A 15,591-nucleotide genomic window follows, 5' to 3' on the forward strand; every position below is an offset into this window, starting at 1 on the left:
CTGGGCCTAGAAACACGTCGTCCTTTCAGCCGCGATATAGCCGAACAACAGCCCCGCCCCGAACAGCAGCACGAGCGCGGCAGCGCCAAGCTCGATACCGCGCATGAACAGCGCACCGCCACCGTCGCGTCCTGCGCTGAGGCGAGCAGCGACGTCCTTGGCGGAGACGGCGATCACCGCGATCGCCGCCACCGTGATTGCGGTACCCAGGCCCATCAGGAAGGTCGCGGCAATGCCGGCCCAGAACAGGCCCTGAGCGAGCGCAAACACCAACACCAGGATCGCGCCCGAGCAGGGACGGATGCCGACGGTCAGGATCGCGGCAAAGCCGCGCCGCCAGCCGCCGGGGCCGGCCAGCTCGCTCGGAGTCGGGCCGTGGGAATGGCCGCAATGCTCGTCATGGACGTGGTCGTGCCCGTGATGGGCATGCGCATGATCGTGGCTGTGATCGTGATCATCGCCGTGGTGATCGTGCGCATCATGATGATGGTGATGACCGTGACCATGATGGTCATGCGGCACGCCTGCGATCGCCGGCACCGGCTGCGCCGCCTGGAGCGCGCGGATGAAGGTACGGCCTTTGACCCAGACCAGCCGCAGGCCGAACAGCGCGATCAACGCGTAGCTTGCGATCTCTATCGCGCCTTCGGCCTTGCACATGGTCCTGGCGGTGGCGTTCAGAATCCACGCCGAGATGCCGACGATCAGGATCGCCACCAGCGACTGCATCAGCGCGGAGGCAAACGACAGCGCGATGCCGCGCCGGGCGGTCTCGCGGTTGGCGACGAGATAGGAGGCGATCACCGCCTTGCCGTGGCCAGGGCCGGCGGCATGGAAGATGCCATAGGCAAATGAGATGAAGAGCAGCGTCCACACCGCCGAGCCATCGGTTTTGGCAGCGCGGATGGTCGACGATATCTGGCGATAGAATTCCGACTGCTTGGCCAAAAGCCAGCCGATGAGACCGCTAGCCCCGGGCTCCGCCGCCTGCGCCGGCTTCGGTGCGCCGAACGGATTTTGCGCGAAGACATCATGAAGCGCGGCGTCGGCCAGGCCAACGACGAGGAGGACAGCGGCGCAGACGATAAGCGCCCGCCCAAGCGGCGTACGATGCAGCTTCAAGGGCAATCCACCGTGATCTTGTTGGCGAACATCATGCCGAAATTGGCGTTCGGGCCGTCCATAAAGGTCTGTTCGTTGAGCTTCTGCGCGGTCGCGGTGCCGTCGCTGGGACGATCGAGCTTCATCTGGCAGCCCGAGGGAGCGCCGACCAGCTTGACGGGATTGTCCTTGGCCATCTGGAAGTCGATGAAATAAGAGCGGTCAAACACTTCGAGCACCAATTGCTTGGACTTGACCGGATTCTTCAGCGGCAGCGTGAAGTGCAGGGTCAGCACCGCATCCTTGTAGTCGAGAAAGTAGTCGACCGGCTCGTTGAAGCGCTCCTTCTTGCCGTCGGCTCGCGCAAAGGTGAAGTAGGCATATTCCTTCAGCGACTCGACATTGGTCTGCGCCAGCGGCCCCAGCTCCTCGCGCGTATAGGCCCCTTTCTTCTTGGCCTCGAGCCCCTGAACCGCATAGGCCGAGAACATGTCGTCGAAAGTCCAGGCGTGGCGAACACCGGTGATCGAACCATCCTCGGCGTAGAGCAACTCGCTGGTCGCGGTGATCCAGACATGCGGATGCGCGCTCGCTGCGCCTGATGCGAGCATCATGGCGACGGCGAGCAGCCATCCCGGCAGGGCGCGCATGCCGATCAGGCCGCCTTTTCGTCGAGCAGGCCGCGGCGACGGAGCAGCGCGTCGGGCTCGGGCGGCCGGCCGCGGAACGCCTCGTAGGCGGCTTCCGGATCGACCGATCCGCCGCTCGAATAGATGTCGTCATGCAGGCGCTTGGCCACCGCGGGATCGAAGATGTTGCCGGCTTCCTCGAAGGCGCCGAAGGCATCGGCGTCCATCACCTCCGACCACATGTAGCTGTAATAGCCTGCAGCATAGTGATCGCCGGAGAAGATATGACCGAACTGGGTCGGGCGGTGCCGCATCGAGATTTCCTGGGGCATGCCGATCTTCTCCAACTCCTTCTTCTCGAAGGCGCGGACATCTTGCGCGGCGGCGGCAGGCTGGGAGTGGAATTCGAGGTCGACCAGCGCCGAAGAGACGAACTCGATCGTGGCAAAGCCCTGGTTGAACTTGCGCGCAGCAATGAACCGCTTGAGCAGATCGTCCGGCAGCGGCTCCCCGGTCTGGTAGTGGCGAGCGAACTGCTGGAGCACTTCGGGGCGCTCCTGCCAGTGCTCGTAGAGCTGCGAGGGCAGCTCGACGAAGTCGGTGAAGACGGAGGTGCCCGAGAGAGACGGGTAGGTCACGTTGGACAACATGCCGTGCAGGCCGTGGCCAAACTCATGGAACAGGGTGCGGGCGTCGTCGGGCGACAGCAGCGAGGGCTCGGTGCCGGTGCCCTTGGCGAAATTGCAGACATTGATGACGAGCGGCGCGATCTCGCCATCGAGCTTCTGCTGGTCGCGCAGCGAGGTCATCCAGGCGCCGGAGCGCTTCGATGGCCGGGCATAGTAGTCACCATAGAACAGCGCCTTGTGCTTGCCGTCGGGACCCTTCACGTCCCAGACCCGGACGTCGGGATGCCAGACCGGCACATCCTTTCGCTCCTCGAAGGTGATGCCGAACAGGCGCGTGGCGCAGTCGAAGGCCGCCGCAATCATGTGGTCGAGCGTGAGATACGGCTTGATCGCCGCGTCGTCGAAATTGGCGCGCTGAAGGCGGAGTTTTTCGGCGTAGAAGCGCCAGTCCCAGGGCGCGAGCTTGAAATTGCCGCCCTCCTCCGTGATCAGCGCCTGCATCTCGTCGCGATCGGCAAGCGCCCGGACGCGCGCCGGCTTCCAGACCCGCTCCAGCAGGCCCCGCACCGCATCCGGCGTCTTGGCCATGGAATCCTCGAGCCGGTAGGCGGCGAAGGTCGGGTACCCCAACAGCTTGGCGCTCTCCTCACGCAGCTTCAGGATCTCGCCGATGGCCGTGTTGTTGTCGTTGGAATTGCCGTTGTCGCCGCGCGCCGTGAAGGCCTTGTAGACCTTCTCGCGCAGGTCACGCCGGGCCGAGCTCTTCAGGAACGGCTCGGTCGAGGAGCGCGACAGCGTGACGATCGCCTTGCCTTCCATGCCGCGGTCTTCTGCCGCAGCCTTGGCGGCGGCAACGAAGCTCTCCGGCAGGCCCTGGCGGTCGGCCTCCCCGAGCTCCATGAACCAGTCCTGCTCGTCGCCGAGCAGATGATGGCTGAAGCCGGTCGCGAGCTGGGCCAGCTTCTCGTTGATCTCGGCCATGCGCGTCTTGGCTTCGTCGGACAGGCCGGCGCCGGCGCGGTGGAAGCGGGTGTAGGTGCGCTCCAGGAGGCGGAGCTGCTCCGGGTCAAGGCCGAGATTGGCGCGGTTCTCGTGCAGGTGGGCGATGCGACCAAACAGCACGGCATTCATCATGATCGGATTCCAGTGCCGTGCCATCCGCAAGGAGACCTCCTTGTCGATATCCAGGATGGCCGGGTTGGAATGCGCCGAGACCAGGTCGTAGAAGACCGCGGCGACCTTGTTCAGCAGCTTGCCGGATCGCTCCAGCGCCGTGACGGTGTTGGCGAAGTCGGGCGCGGCGGGATCATTGGTGATCGCAGCGATCTCCGCGGAATGGTCTGCGAAGGCCTGCTCGAAGGCGGGCAGGAAGTGCTCCGGCGTGATCTCGTCGAAGGGCGGGGTCGCAAACGGCGTCACCCAGGCCTTGAGCAGCGGATTGGTCTCGGAGTCCGTAGTTTGGCGGGGTTCTGACATCGCAAGTCCCGATTTTCGAGGCAATTTGTTGGGGCCAGCTATAGCACGCGATGGGGCTTTTTTGGGCCATTTGGCCTTGCTCCCGCCCGGCTTTTCGGGGAGATTGCGGCCCTCGAAACACCGGACCCCATCGCCCATGAACGCGCCCTCCTCGTCTTCCCGTCAGATCGTCTGGCCGAGCGTCATCACCATTGTCAGCGCGGCCATCCTGATCGGCGCCGAGGTGTTCGGCGCGGCGTTCGCCGGCGGCTGGGCACTCGCGATTCTGTTCGGGCTCGGCGACCAGGGCGCGCACATCCTTCAGGCCGTGCTGTTCGCGCTCGGCGTGCTCGTCATGACCGCCTTCATCCGCGCAGCTCAGCGCGTCGAGCCGTTCTTCAAGCGCGGCTGACGTCTCCCGCGCACGCGAGTCGCGCGCACGACACGAAAAACTTAACGCCTGTTCATCTTCCGCGTCGCTCGCGCAACACTGCGCAAGCAGATGTTAGGCAAATCTGTTCTCAGCCTAAAAAAATTCTTGCGAAGGCGAGTCAAAACCCTTATGTGCGCTCTTGCCCAATTTCGCACGTGCCTGTGGTCGTGTGTCAGTCGGTAGGTATCCGGACAAGAGGCCGGACAGCCGCCAAGGGGTGAAGAAGCCGAGGGGCTCTTCGGAAGTGCGGAAGTCAAAGACCGAAAGGTCGGACGACGAAGCAAACCCGGAGCGTCCAGCATCTCTCTCAAAGAGATGCCTTGTCGAAGGTGACTTCACTTTTTGCAACCGTGACTGGCAGCCGGAGGCGAACCGGCGCACCCCGCTCTCAACGGGGGACGCGACTTAAAGCAACGACGGATCGGGCTTTTTTGGTCTCTACCGGCATTCCACCGCCGGCGCGGGCTACTGAAAAGGCTTGTCCTTCATTGCCAGGTGTGCGGGCGGGAAGCTCTCCCAACCAATCCACGGCAGCACAGTCTGGTTTGAGTCTTTTGGCTTCAACGCGCCTCCATCGCGCGGTTTGGCCGAAGCGCTCTTATCCGACGTCACGTTGATGCGGATCCCGTCGCTGGGACCGTTGGAGAGTGCCATGACCGAACGTATCCAGGAATTCCTGCGTAACCGCCGCAAGGAAGGTCTCGACACCGAGCCGTGCCTCGTCGTCGATCTCGAGGTCGTGCGCGACAATTACCAGACCTTCGCCAAGGCGCTGCCCGACAGCCGCGTGTTCTACGCCGTCAAGGCGAACCCGGCGCCGGAAGTGCTGGCGCTGCTGGCCTCCATGGGCTCCTGCTTCGACACCGCGACCGTTGCCGAGATCGAGATGGCGCTGGCTGCCGGTGCGACGCCCGACCGCATCTCCTTCGGCAACACGATCAAGAAGGAGCGCGACATCGCGCGGGCTTTCGCGCTCGGCATTCGCCTGTTCGCGGTCGACTGCGTCGCCGAAGTCGAGAAGATCGGCCGTGCCGCTCCCGGCGCGAAGGTGTTCTGCCGCATCCTCTATGACTGCGCCGGCGCCGAATGGCCGCTGTCGCGCAAGTTCGGCTGCGACCCGGAGATGGCCGTCGAGGTGCTCGACGTCGCCAAGCGCCTGGGCCTGGAGCCGTGCGGCATCTCCTTCCATGTCGGCTCGCAGCAGCGCAAGGTGAAGGCGTGGGACCGTGCGCTGGCGATGGCCTCGCAGGTGTTCCGTGACTGCGCCGAGCGCGGCATCAACCTCTCCATGGTCAACATGGGCGGTGGCTTTCCGACCAAGTACCTGAAGGACGTGCCGCCGGTCGTGACCTACGGCCGCTCGATCTTCCGCGCGCTGCGCAAGCACTTCGGCAACCAGATTCCGGAGACCATCATCGAGCCGGGTCGCGGCATGGTGGGTAACGCCGGCATCATCGAATCCGAGGTCGTGCTCATCTCGAAGAAGAGCGACGAGGACGAGGTGCGCTGGGTGTATCTCGACATCGGCAAGTTCGGCGGTCTCGCCGAGACGATGGACGAGTCGATCCGCTACGCCATCCGCACGCCGCATGACGGTGCGGACATGACGCCGTGCGTGCTCGCGGGCCCGACCTGCGACAGCGCCGACGTGCTGTACGAGAAGAACCCGTATCCGCTCCCCGTCACGCTCGAGATCGGCGACAAGCTGCTGATCGAAGGCACCGGGGCCTATACGTCGACTTACTCGGCGGTGGCGTTCAACGGCATCCCGCCGCTGCGGACGTACCACATCTGATCCGCCTCTCTCTTTCTGAGGCCTGACGAACCCGGGAGCCGGCTTGCCGGCTCCCCATCCGACATTGCCATTCTGACGACGCCTTGAGACCTGCGTGCCGTACGCACGCAGGTCTCAAGCGGGGACTGACGCGCCATGACCACTTTTCGGAAGCCACAAGTCGCCCTCACTTCGGAAGCCGCTCCGTTCGCGATCCGTGCGGAACGTGCTGCCGACGTCGCGTCGCGTGAAGCGCTGCTGGATGCCAGCTTTGGCGAGGACCGCCACGGCCGCACCTGCCAGCGCCTGCGCGACGGACGCGCGCCCGCCACAGGCCTTGCCCTGTCGGCGATGCGCGAGGGCAAGCTCGTGGGAACCGTGCGGCTGTGGCACGTCAGCGCCGGCGGCAGGCCCGCCCTGGTCCTCGGACCACTGGCGGTGGACCCTGCCTGCCGCGAGCTCGGGATCGGCGCCGCGCTGATGAACCAAGCGCTGGCCGCCGCCCGGGCGCGCGGGCATGTCGCCGTAATCCTGCTCGGCGATGCGCCTTACTATGCCCGCTTCGGCTTCTCAGCCGAGAAGACCAGTGCACTGGTGCTGCCCGGCCCATTCGAGCGCGACCGCCTGCTGGCGATCGAACTCGAGGCCGGCGCGCTCGATGGCGCCGAGGGGATGATCATCCCGACCGGAGCGGCCCTGCCTAAACGGAGGGTAGTTCGCGCCCTCCAAGCGCACGCGGCCTAAGGGATAGCCATGATGGCGACGACCGAAGCCGCGTTCCGCGGCAGCGCGCGACCGTGTCCGCGTTAAGCTATTCCTTTGGGGTTGCGTGAGCCCCGGAAACGCCCTTTAACCCCACGAAATTCCCCCTTCAGTCGAGGCCGAACCCATGTCCCGTCGCCTGATTTCCACCGGCTCCCCCTTCGAGAAGACCGCAGGCTACAGCCGCGCCGTGGTCGACGGCGACTTCTGCTTCGTTGCGGGAACCACCGGCTATGACTACGCGACGATGACGATGCCGGCGGACGTCACGAGCCAGTCACGCAACTGCTTCAAGACCATCGCGGCGGCCCTGACGGAGGGCGGGTTCGAGATGGCCGACATCATTCGTGCGACCTACTACCTCACCGACGCTGGGGATGCCGACGCCCACTTCGCAGTCTGCGGCGAGGTCCTCGGCAATATCCGCCCGGCGGCCACGCTGCTCGTCGTCTCGGCGCTCTACAAGCCCGAGATGAAGGTCGAGATCGAAGTCACCGCCAAGCGCCGCAGCGTCTAACAAGCGCCGCAGCGCCTGATCCACCCATCCCCAATTGTCCGACAGCACGTTCCGGAGAAACCATCCCATGAGCCCTCCCTCGCAGATCTACGCGAAGATCACCGGTCCCATCGTCATGGTCGGCTTCGGCTCCATCGGCAAAGGCACCTTGCCGATGATCGAGCGGCACCTCGATTACGACAAGTCGCGCGTCACCGTGATCGATCCCAAGGACGAAGGCCGCAAGGCGCATTGCGAGAAGCAGAATGTGCGCTTCATCCAGAAGGCCGTGACCAAGGACAATTATCGGGAGCTGCTGACCCCGCTGCTCACCGAAGGCGGCGGCCAGGGCTTTTGCGTCAACCTGTCGGTCGACACCGGCTCGACCGACATCATGGAGCTCTGCAACGAGCTCGGCGCGCTCTACATCGACACGGTCAACGAGCCCTGGCTCGGCTTCTATTTCGATTCCACGAAGGGCCCGGAAGCCCGCTCCAACTACGCGCTGCGCGAAGTGACGCTGGCCGCCAAGAAAGCGCGTCCCGCAGGCTCGACCACGGCCGTCTCCTGCTGCGGCGCCAACCCCGGCATGGTCTCCTTCTTCGTCAAGCAGGCGCTGCTCAATGTCGCCGCGGACCTGAAGCTCAACGCCCCCAAGCCAAAGACCAAGGCCGAATGGGCGGATCTGATGCGGCAGGCCGGCATCAAGGGCATCCACATCGCCGAACGCGACACCCAGCGCTCCAAGACACCGAAGGAGCCTGATGTGTTCGTCAACACCTGGTCGGTGGAAGGTTTCCTGTCGGAAGGCGTGCAGCCGTCCGAACTCGGCTGGGGCACCCATGAAAAATGGATGCCCGAGAATGCGCACACTCACGAGGCCGGCTGCGGCGCCGCCATCTACCTGATGCAGCCCGGCGCCAACACGCGCGTGCGGACCTGGTGCCCGACCCGCGGGGCGCAATACGGCTTCCTCGTCACCCACAACGAGTCGATCTCGATCTCGGATTACTTCACGGTGCGTGACGCATCGGGCAAGGCGGTCTACCGGCCGACCTGCCACTATGCCTATCACCCGGCCGACGACGCCGTGCTGTCGCTGCACGAAATGTTCGGCCGCGCCGCGAAGATGCAGGAGAAGCACCACATCCTCGACGAGAACGAGATCGTCGACGGCATCGACGAACTCGGCGTGCTGCTGTTCGGCCACGACAACAACGCCTATTGGTTCGGCTCGCAGCTCTCGATCGAAGAGACCCGCGCGCTCGCGCCCTATCAGAACGCGACCGGCCTGCAGGTGACCTCCGCCGTGCTCGGCGGCATGGTGTGGGCACTGGAGAACCCCAGGGAAGGCATCGTCGAAGCCGACGAGATGGATTTCGATCGCCTGCTGGAAATCCAGTTGCCCTACCTCGGCCCGGTGAAGGGTTTCTATACCGACTGGACCCCGCTGACGGATCGCCCGGGCCTGTTCCCGGAGGATATCGACACCAGCGATCCCTGGCAGTTCAAGAACGTCCTGGTGCGCTGACAGAGACCTGTCCGAGCCGCAATGGACGGGAGGCTAATAGCCTTCCGCCAGCGCGGGTGCTAACCAACCGCCCGGTCGCATGGCAACCGGGAGGTCCGCATGAAGCATATCGCCTGCATCGCGGGAGGCATCAGCCTCCTGATCGCATCCCACGCATTGGCCGCGGACACCGGTCAGTTGCCCTGCAAGACCACGCAGGAATGCAACGAAAACGCCGCCAAGATCGGCGCCAACGCCCCCAGCGGCGCGCTGCTCTCGACCAGCAAATCGGATGCGGCAGAGGACCAGTTCTACTGGCTCAACAAGATCAACAAGGCCTCCACCGTGATGCTGGTGGAGGAGGGCATCTTCCCGAAGGATACCGGCCAGCTGATCGCCGGGGGCGTGGACTACACCATCCGCCAGGCGCGTGAACCCGACGGCAAGCGCCCGAGCGACGTCCTGCAGATCGAGAAGATCATGACCGACAAGGTCGGCGAGGAGGCCTCCGTCATCCACGCCGGGCGCAGCCGCCAGGACATGTACGCAACCTATCGCGCGGCCAAACTGCGGAACCAGACGCTGGATTTTGCCGACGCGCTGCTCGGCTTGCGTGCCAAGCTGCTCGCCAAGGCGGCCGACAATCTCGATGCACTGATGCCCGGCTATACCAACGGCGTGCAGGCGGTGCCGATCACCTATGGTCATTACCTGCTGGGCTATGAGGAATCGTTCGAGCGCGACCAGCAGCGCATCAGCGAGGCCTATCGCCGCCTCAACCTCAGCCCGATGGGCGTCGGCGTCATGTCCGACTCGATCTGGCCGCTGAACCGCGCGCGGCTCGCCGAGCTGCTCGGCTTTGACGGCATCGTCGAGAATTCGATGGACGCGAACCAGGTGATCCCATTCGACAACCAGCTTGAGGCAGCCGCGATCGCCAACTCGGCCGCCATCCGCATCGGCGTGATGATGCAGGACCTGCACACGCAATATGCCGAGGTGCGACCGTGGCTCTTGCTGCAGGAGGGCTCGACCTACACCAGCAGCTCGATGCCACAGAAGCGCAATCCGGGCCTGATCATGCAGGCGAGGATTGCCGCTTCAGATGTGGTGGGACTGTCGGGGGCGGTGTCGATCCGCACTCACAACGTCATGTCGGGCATGGTCGACTACAAGTTCGAATTCGAGGACCTCGGCTTGTTTCCGCGTGCCGTCAAGATGGTCACCGCCACCGACCGGGTGTTCGATGCGATCGTGGTCAACAAGCCGCGCGCCAGGGAAGAGCTGGAGAGCGACTGGACCTCGACAATGAACCTCGCCGAGCTGCTGTTGCAGGCCCACCAGATCCCGTTCCGGGTCGGACACGGCTTTGCGTCACAGATGGTCAGCTATGCGCGGCCGCTGGATCTCACGCCCAAGACCATCCCCTTCAGCGAGGTGACTGACCTCTTCGCCAAGACGCTTGCCAAATTCAACATGCCGGCAAGGCCCTTCCCGATGAGCGAGGCCGAATTCAGGGAAGTGATGTCACCGGAATGGATCGTGGCGCACACCAAGGGCGTCGGCGGTCCGCAGCCGGAGGAGACTGCACGCATGCTCAAGGTGGCCCAGCAGCGCCTCGATGCCGACAAGCTCTGGCTTGCCGCCCAGCGCGACAAGATCGCGAAGGCCGACACCGCGCTCGATCAGGCGTTTGCGGCGCTCTTGCCGAACGCCGCGGCGCATTAAGAACGACGGATCGGGGCGCGCCATGCCGCGCCCCGCCCACTCGCGTTACTTCGCCAGGTAATCAAACGCCACGCTGCCGAGCCCGAGCGTCAGGTCAGCTTTGAAGTGCAGCGCCGAGACCACCTCGCACACCGGCAGCCGGGCGACATCGCAGAGCGCGTGGGGAAACAGGCCGAGCGCGGCGGGGCCGGTCCAGGCTTCCTTCAGCGTGATGTCCTCGAGATGGAAGCGCACCAACTCGCAGATCCGGGGGCTACCGTCGACATGCGGGATGATCTTCAGGATGAAGTTCGGTGCCTTCATCGGCTGCAGCACCGCGTCGAGGTCGACCTTGCGGTGCTTGTAGCCCATGGTCGCGGAGGCGCAGAGCACAGAGCCATAATGCAGTGAGCCGACCAGCACGTCGCTCTCGACCTCGATCTTCGGCCGCGCCAGCTTCTTCGGAAAGCCCCACAGCTCGCGGCCGCCGGCGATCGGCCCCTCGTCGTCGAGATACATCGCGTGGGTGTAGGCGCCGAGCTCGCCCTTGAAGCGGACCGGAATCACCTGCCCGGTCTCGGTGTAGTCGCCAAAGCCGGTCGAGTCGGGCATGCGGATGAATTCGTACTTCACCACCGGCTCCGCCACCTCGAGCGGCTCGGGCACGATGGCGGCAAGCGCTTCGGGATCGGTCCTGTAGGTGATGATGAAATATTCGCGGTTGAAAAAGCGATATGGCCCCGGCGGGAACGACGGGTTGGTGAGCGGCATCGAATATGCGGTACGGCGGACATCCTCGATCTTCATGGCAGGCCCCATCTGTCGTTGGTTCGACGGATTATGGAGCGAGCCGCGCGCCGAGGCGAGATCGTTAAATCGGCATCGATTGTCACATACGCGTCAAGATGCGCGAGCGTCGAGGCTATTTCTTCTCGAGCGGCGGCGCGATCTTCTCGGCCGGGGCCGGTGGCAATGCCGGCTTGGCGGCCCCCGCCGCGCCTTGGGTCTGCGGATCGGGGCGCGCGGGCTCGGGCGCCGGCGTCGTCGGGCGCTCGCCACCAGGCTTGGCTTCGGCGGGCGTCTTGTCCTGATTGGTGGACGGCGTGCCCTGCAGCGGCTGCGTGGCCTGCGCCAGCTCCATCCGGTTTTCAGCGCGGATTTGCGCCAGTGACATCACCGACACCAGCACGCCTGCTGCGAACAGCGAACAGGCGATTGTGAGGTCGAGCTTCAGGTTTCGCTTGTCGTTCTGGCCGGGCATGTGGATCACCGCCTTTATCTGCGGGATCAACGAATTTCCACGACTGCGGTTCCGTTTATTGAAAGGCGGGAACCGCGCGCTTGCGCGCCAAAAGACCGCATCTACTCCGTGGTGCTGACTTCCCAGGTGGCGTGACGGACGCCGGGCAGGTGCTGCAGATCGGTCGCCACCGCATTCAGCTCGTTGGGATCGACCGCGGTCGCGACCAGCTTGGCGACGATCTCCAGAAGATCATCATCGCCAATCTCGACAACGTCGACGTCGGCCACCGGATATTTGGCGGCCTCGAGCTTGTCGACGAGCCGGTCGCGCATGTCGGGCAAGGCGTCGGTCGTGACCGCAAGCTTGAAGTAGTAGGTCGCCTCCAGCGCCTTCTCATTCAGCGGGATACGGTTGATGGCATTGACCAGCGGGCGCAGCATGGTGTTGCCGGCAATGACGAACACCGTGAGCGCGGCCGCCTGCGCCACCATGTCAGCGCCAGCACAGGAGCCCACCGCGGCCGAGGACCACAGCGTCGCCGCGGTATTGAGGCCGCGCACGTCCATACCCTGCTTCATGATGACGCCGGCGCCGAGGAAACCGATGCCGGAGACGACATAGGCGATCACCCGCACCGCGCCGTCGGCGCCCGCCAGATGCATCGCGAGATCAACGAAAGCTGCGGCGCCAACCGCGACCAGCACATTGGTGCGCAGTCCGGCAGTGCGTTGCCTATATTGCCGCTCCGCGCCGATCAGCGTGCCCAGCACGAAGGCCGTGAACAGGCTGACCAGCGTGTCGGCGAAATCAGCGAGCTGGAAGGTCGTCAGGAACCGCATGGTCCCCTATACGGCCGGAACGATGACAGATCAAAGCTCCAGCAGACCGCCGTCCCCATTTTCGTCAGCGAAGGCCAACAGCGTGCCCTTGGCGTTCCAGGCCAGCCCAGCCACCGGCGGCGTGCCGTTGCGGCGGACCAGGATCTCCGCGCCATCCTCCAAGCGTATCATCAGCACGGTGCCGTCGCTGTAGCCGCAGGCCAGAATGTCGTTCTTCGGATGGCAGGCCACCACGGCCACACGCGCCTGGAGCGGCGCGAGCATCGCGGGCTCCTTGCCCATCGGGCCGTCCTTGCTGGCGAACGGCCAGATGATGACGGTGTCGGCGCCCGAGGTCGCCAGCCCCTTGCCGCCCACGCTCCAGGACATCGAGCGGACCCGACCGGGATAGCCGGTCATGCGCATGTGCCTGTTGTCGGCGAGCCGCCAGCCGTGCAGCGCCGATTCATGCATCGAGGTGACTAGGAATTTGTTGTCCGGGCTGAAGGTGACGCCGAGGTGCGAGCCGGCCCAGGGCAGGAATTCGGCTGACCCTTCCATGTTGGGAAACCACAGCGTCGCGCCATTGTAATGCGCGATCGCAAGCCGCAATCCCTTCGGCGCGAAGGCGAGACCGCCGACGGTCGAGGGGACATCGAGCGACTTTTCCTCGGCCTTGCCGCTCTTGACGGTCGCGGTCTTGCCGGCCGACCAGGCGTAGGCGCCGTCGGGATGCAGTGCGACCGCATCGATCCAGCGGCGCTTCGGATCGGTGGCGAGCAGCGTCACCTCGCCCTTGGCATCGAGCGAGACGACCTTGCCGTCGTCGCCGCCCATCACGAGGCGCTTGCCGTCGGAGGCAGCCGAGAGAATGCCGCCGCTGTGCACGGCAACCGAGGTGATCTCGCCCTTGGCGTCGACGAACGCGACGTTCTCTTCGCCGCCAACGAAGGCGGCGCGGGGGCCGAGGAAATGCACCGAGGTCACGCCCATGCCAAGCTTGACAGGCTTGACGCGGTCGGTGACGGAGACGATCGAGGCGGAATCGGGGGCGGGCGTAAACTCTTTCATCACGAGACGATGCAGCTCTCGAAGCCGGTGCGAATGAGCTCTTCGGGCAATTCGCGGCCGATGAAGACGAGGCGGCTCTCGCGCGGCTCGCCGTCCTTCCACTTCCGCTGGTGGTTGCCTTCCAGCATCATGTGGACGCCCTGGAAGACGTAGCGGTCGTCGTCGTCGTGGAAGGCGAGGATGCCCTTCGAGCGCAGGATCTTGCCGCCCTCGACCTGCACCAGATTCTGCAGCCAGGGCATGAACACGTTCGGATCGAGCGGCTTGTCGGTCTTGAGCGACAGCGACTGCATGTCCTCGTCGTGATAGTGCTTCAGACCGTGGCCGTGATCATGGTGGTGATGGTCGTGATCGTGATGATGATCATGGTCGTGGTCATGATCATCGGCCTCCAGGAAAGATGGCTCGATGTCGAGGATCCGGTCGAGGTCGAACGCACCGCGATCGAGCACGTCGGCCAGCGCCACCGAGCAGCGCTCGGTGCGGTGGAGCTTGGCGTAAGGATTGATGCCGCGGATGCGGGCCTCAACCTCGGCAAGCTCGCCCTTGGTGACGAGATCGGTCTTGTTCAGCACGATGACGTCGGCGAACGCGATCTGGTTCTTGGCCTCGGGCGCGTCCTTGAGCCGGTCGGACAGCCATTTGGCGTCCGCAACAGTCACTACCGCATCGAGGCGCGCGTTCTTCTGCACGTCCTCGTCGACGAAGAAGGTCTGGGCGACCGGCGCCGGATCGGCAAGGCCGGTGGTTTCGACGATGATCGCGTCGAACTTGCCCTTGCGCTTCATCAGGCCGTCCATGATGCGGACGAGGTCGCCGCGCACGGTACAGCAGATGCAACCGTTGTTCATTTCGAACACTTCCTCATCGGCGCCGATGATGAGGTCATTGTCGATGCCGATCTCGCCAAACTCGTTGACGATGACGGCGTATTTCTTGCCGTGGTTTTCCGACAGGATGCGGTTCAGCAGCGTGGTCTTGCCAGCACCGAGATAGCCGGTCAGCACGGTCACGGGAATTTTCTGGGAGGTCGCTTCAGACATAACAACTCCGGACTATCGGGCTTTTCGCGCGACGCCAGGCAGGGTGGCCCCTGCCCTATTGGTCAAGCGCGCTGGTCAGGGCCTTTATATTGTGCCTGACCATGTCAATGTAAGTGGGTGCGAGCCCCTTTTCGCCGGTCAAACCGTCCGAAATCAGGGTCCCGCCGACCTTTGCGCCGGTCTCGGCCGCGATCCGCCGGATCAGGCGGTCATCGCTGATATTTTCCAGAAATACCGCCGGGATCCTCTCAGCCCTGATCTGGCCGATGATGGTGGCGATGTCCCGCGCGCTGGGCTCGGTTTCGGTGGAGACCCCCAGGGGAGCCACGAACCGGACGCCGTATTCGGCAGCGAAATAGCCGAAGGCGTCATGGGTCGAGATCACCTTGCGCCGCTCGGCCGGGATCTTGGCCACGGCCTCACGGACCTCACGGTCGAGCGTTTCGAGCTTTTCCAGATAGGCTTTCGACTGGGTGCGGAAAAACTCCATGTCATCCGGGTCGGCGACCGCCAGCGCGTTGGTGATGTCCGCTACATAGATCCTGGCGTTGGGGACCGACTGCCAGGCATGCGGATCTGCGGCCGACCCGAACTTCAGGGGCGCGATGCCAGCGCTTGCGGTGACCACCTGCGCCTTGCTGCCCGCAGACTGCACCAGGCGGGGTAGCCAACCTTCCAGCCCAAGCCCGTTGACTATGACGAGTTTGGCCTCAGCGATCCGCTTCGCATCCCCTGGCGCAGGCGTATAGACGTGGACGTCGCTATCAGGACCGACCAGCGTCGTCAGATTGACTCGGTCGCCAGCGATTGTGCGGACGAAGTCAGCAATGATCGAGAAGCTCGCGACCACGTTGAGCCGCTCCGCGGCATGCAGCGGCGAACCGATCAGCAGCGCGGCAAGGAGCAGAAGGAAGCGCATC

General features: G+C 64.5%; 16 protein-coding genes. 6 read left to right on the plus strand and 10 right to left on the minus strand.

Annotation, left to right across the window (positions count from 1 at the left end; translation table 11 throughout):
• Positions 1-6: 6 nt before the first annotated feature.
• From JQ631_RS15265 to JQ631_RS15275, 3 genes are read right to left on the minus strand one after another with little or no spacing between them, the layout of a single operon-like run.
• On the minus strand, positions 7-1,122 hold the full coding sequence (locus JQ631_RS15265; RefSeq protein ID WP_212327337.1) for a nickel/cobalt transporter: 1,116 nt from the start codon (positions 1,120-1,122) through the stop codon (positions 7-9).
• Complete coding sequence (locus JQ631_RS15270; protein WP_212328612.1) at positions 1,119-1,757, minus strand: DUF1007 family protein; 639 nt, start codon at positions 1,755-1,757, stop codon at positions 1,119-1,121. Before JQ631_RS15270 ends, JQ631_RS15265 begins: the two co-directional genes overlap by 4 nt.
• Entirely contained in the window at positions 1,757-3,835 is a 2,079-nt protein-coding gene (locus JQ631_RS15275) for a M3 family metallopeptidase (protein ID WP_212327339.1), read from the minus strand. Before JQ631_RS15275 ends, JQ631_RS15270 begins: the two co-directional genes overlap by 1 nt.
• 136 nt (positions 3,836-3,971) lie before the next feature.
• Between JQ631_RS15275 and JQ631_RS15280 the strand changes: the two genes are divergently transcribed.
• Positions 3,972-4,226: a hypothetical protein gene (locus JQ631_RS15280; protein ID WP_212327341.1), complete on the plus strand. Its 255-nt coding sequence runs from the start codon at positions 3,972-3,974 to the stop codon at positions 4,224-4,226.
• A 486-nt stretch (positions 4,227-4,712) separates the two neighbouring features.
• Here JQ631_RS15280 and JQ631_RS15285 read toward each other — a convergent pair whose 3' ends face one another.
• Entirely contained in the window at positions 4,713-4,901 is a 189-nt protein-coding gene (locus JQ631_RS15285) for a hypothetical protein (protein ID WP_212327342.1), read from the minus strand.
• Here JQ631_RS15285 and JQ631_RS15290 point away from each other — a divergent pair.
• The 5 genes from JQ631_RS15290 (at position 4,900) to JQ631_RS15310 (ending at position 10,517) form a co-directional block, all read left to right on the plus strand.
• Complete coding sequence (locus JQ631_RS15290) at positions 4,900-6,042, plus strand: type III PLP-dependent enzyme (RefSeq protein ID WP_212327343.1); 1,143 nt, start codon at positions 4,900-4,902, stop codon at positions 6,040-6,042. The two genes, JQ631_RS15285 and JQ631_RS15290, sit on opposite strands and share 2 nt — an antisense overlap.
• A gap of 135 nt (positions 6,043-6,177) precedes the next feature.
• Positions 6,178-6,765, plus strand: coding sequence for a GNAT family N-acetyltransferase (locus JQ631_RS15295; protein WP_212327344.1), 588 nt, complete (start codon positions 6,178-6,180; stop codon positions 6,763-6,765).
• A gap of 145 nt (positions 6,766-6,910) precedes the next feature.
• Positions 6,911-7,300 (plus strand): RidA family protein, encoded by a 390-nt coding sequence (locus JQ631_RS15300; protein WP_212327345.1) that lies wholly within the window; start codon positions 6,911-6,913, stop codon positions 7,298-7,300.
• A gap of 67 nt (positions 7,301-7,367) precedes the next feature.
• On the plus strand, positions 7,368-8,810 hold the full coding sequence (locus JQ631_RS15305; protein WP_212327346.1) for a homospermidine synthase: 1,443 nt from the start codon (positions 7,368-7,370) through the stop codon (positions 8,808-8,810).
• Between the two features lie 99 nt (positions 8,811-8,909).
• A complete protein-coding gene (locus JQ631_RS15310; protein ID WP_212327347.1) occupies positions 8,910-10,517 on the plus strand; it encodes a lyase family protein in 1,608 nt (535 codons plus the stop codon).
• A 45-nt stretch (positions 10,518-10,562) separates the two neighbouring features.
• Here JQ631_RS15310 and JQ631_RS15315 read toward each other — a convergent pair whose 3' ends face one another.
• The 6 genes from JQ631_RS15315 to JQ631_RS15340 all read right to left on the minus strand — a co-directional run bounded on the left by JQ631_RS15315 (position 10,563) and on the right by JQ631_RS15340 (position 15,590).
• Entirely contained in the window at positions 10,563-11,303 is a 741-nt protein-coding gene (locus JQ631_RS15315) for an acetoacetate decarboxylase (protein ID WP_212327348.1), read from the minus strand.
• A gap of 115 nt (positions 11,304-11,418) precedes the next feature.
• Complete coding sequence (locus tag JQ631_RS15320) at positions 11,419-11,757, minus strand: hypothetical protein (RefSeq protein ID WP_212328613.1); 339 nt, start codon at positions 11,755-11,757, stop codon at positions 11,419-11,421.
• 101 nt (positions 11,758-11,858) lie between these two features.
• A complete protein-coding gene (locus tag JQ631_RS15325) occupies positions 11,859-12,578 on the minus strand; it encodes an MgtC/SapB family protein (RefSeq protein WP_212327349.1) in 720 nt (239 codons plus the stop codon).
• Positions 12,579-12,608: 30 nt separating this feature from the next.
• Positions 12,609-13,628, minus strand: a complete 1,020-nt coding sequence (locus JQ631_RS15330) for a WD40 repeat domain-containing protein (protein WP_212327350.1) — start codon at positions 13,626-13,628, stop codon at positions 12,609-12,611.
• Positions 13,628-14,671 (minus strand): CobW family GTP-binding protein, encoded by a 1,044-nt coding sequence (locus JQ631_RS15335; protein ID WP_212327351.1) that lies wholly within the window; start codon positions 14,669-14,671, stop codon positions 13,628-13,630. The genes JQ631_RS15330 and JQ631_RS15335 overlap by 1 nt, the downstream gene beginning before the upstream one ends.
• 55 nt (positions 14,672-14,726) lie before the next feature.
• The gene (locus JQ631_RS15340; RefSeq protein WP_212327352.1) at positions 14,727-15,590 is read right to left on the minus strand and encodes a metal ABC transporter substrate-binding protein; all 864 of its coding nucleotides are present in this window, start codon (positions 15,588-15,590) and stop codon (positions 14,727-14,729) included.
• Between the last annotated feature and the right edge of the window lies 1 nt (position 15,591).

It is taken from the genome of Bradyrhizobium manausense (assembly GCF_018131105.1).
Taxonomy (GTDB): Bacteria; Pseudomonadota; Alphaproteobacteria; order Rhizobiales; family Xanthobacteraceae; genus Bradyrhizobium; species Bradyrhizobium manausense_B.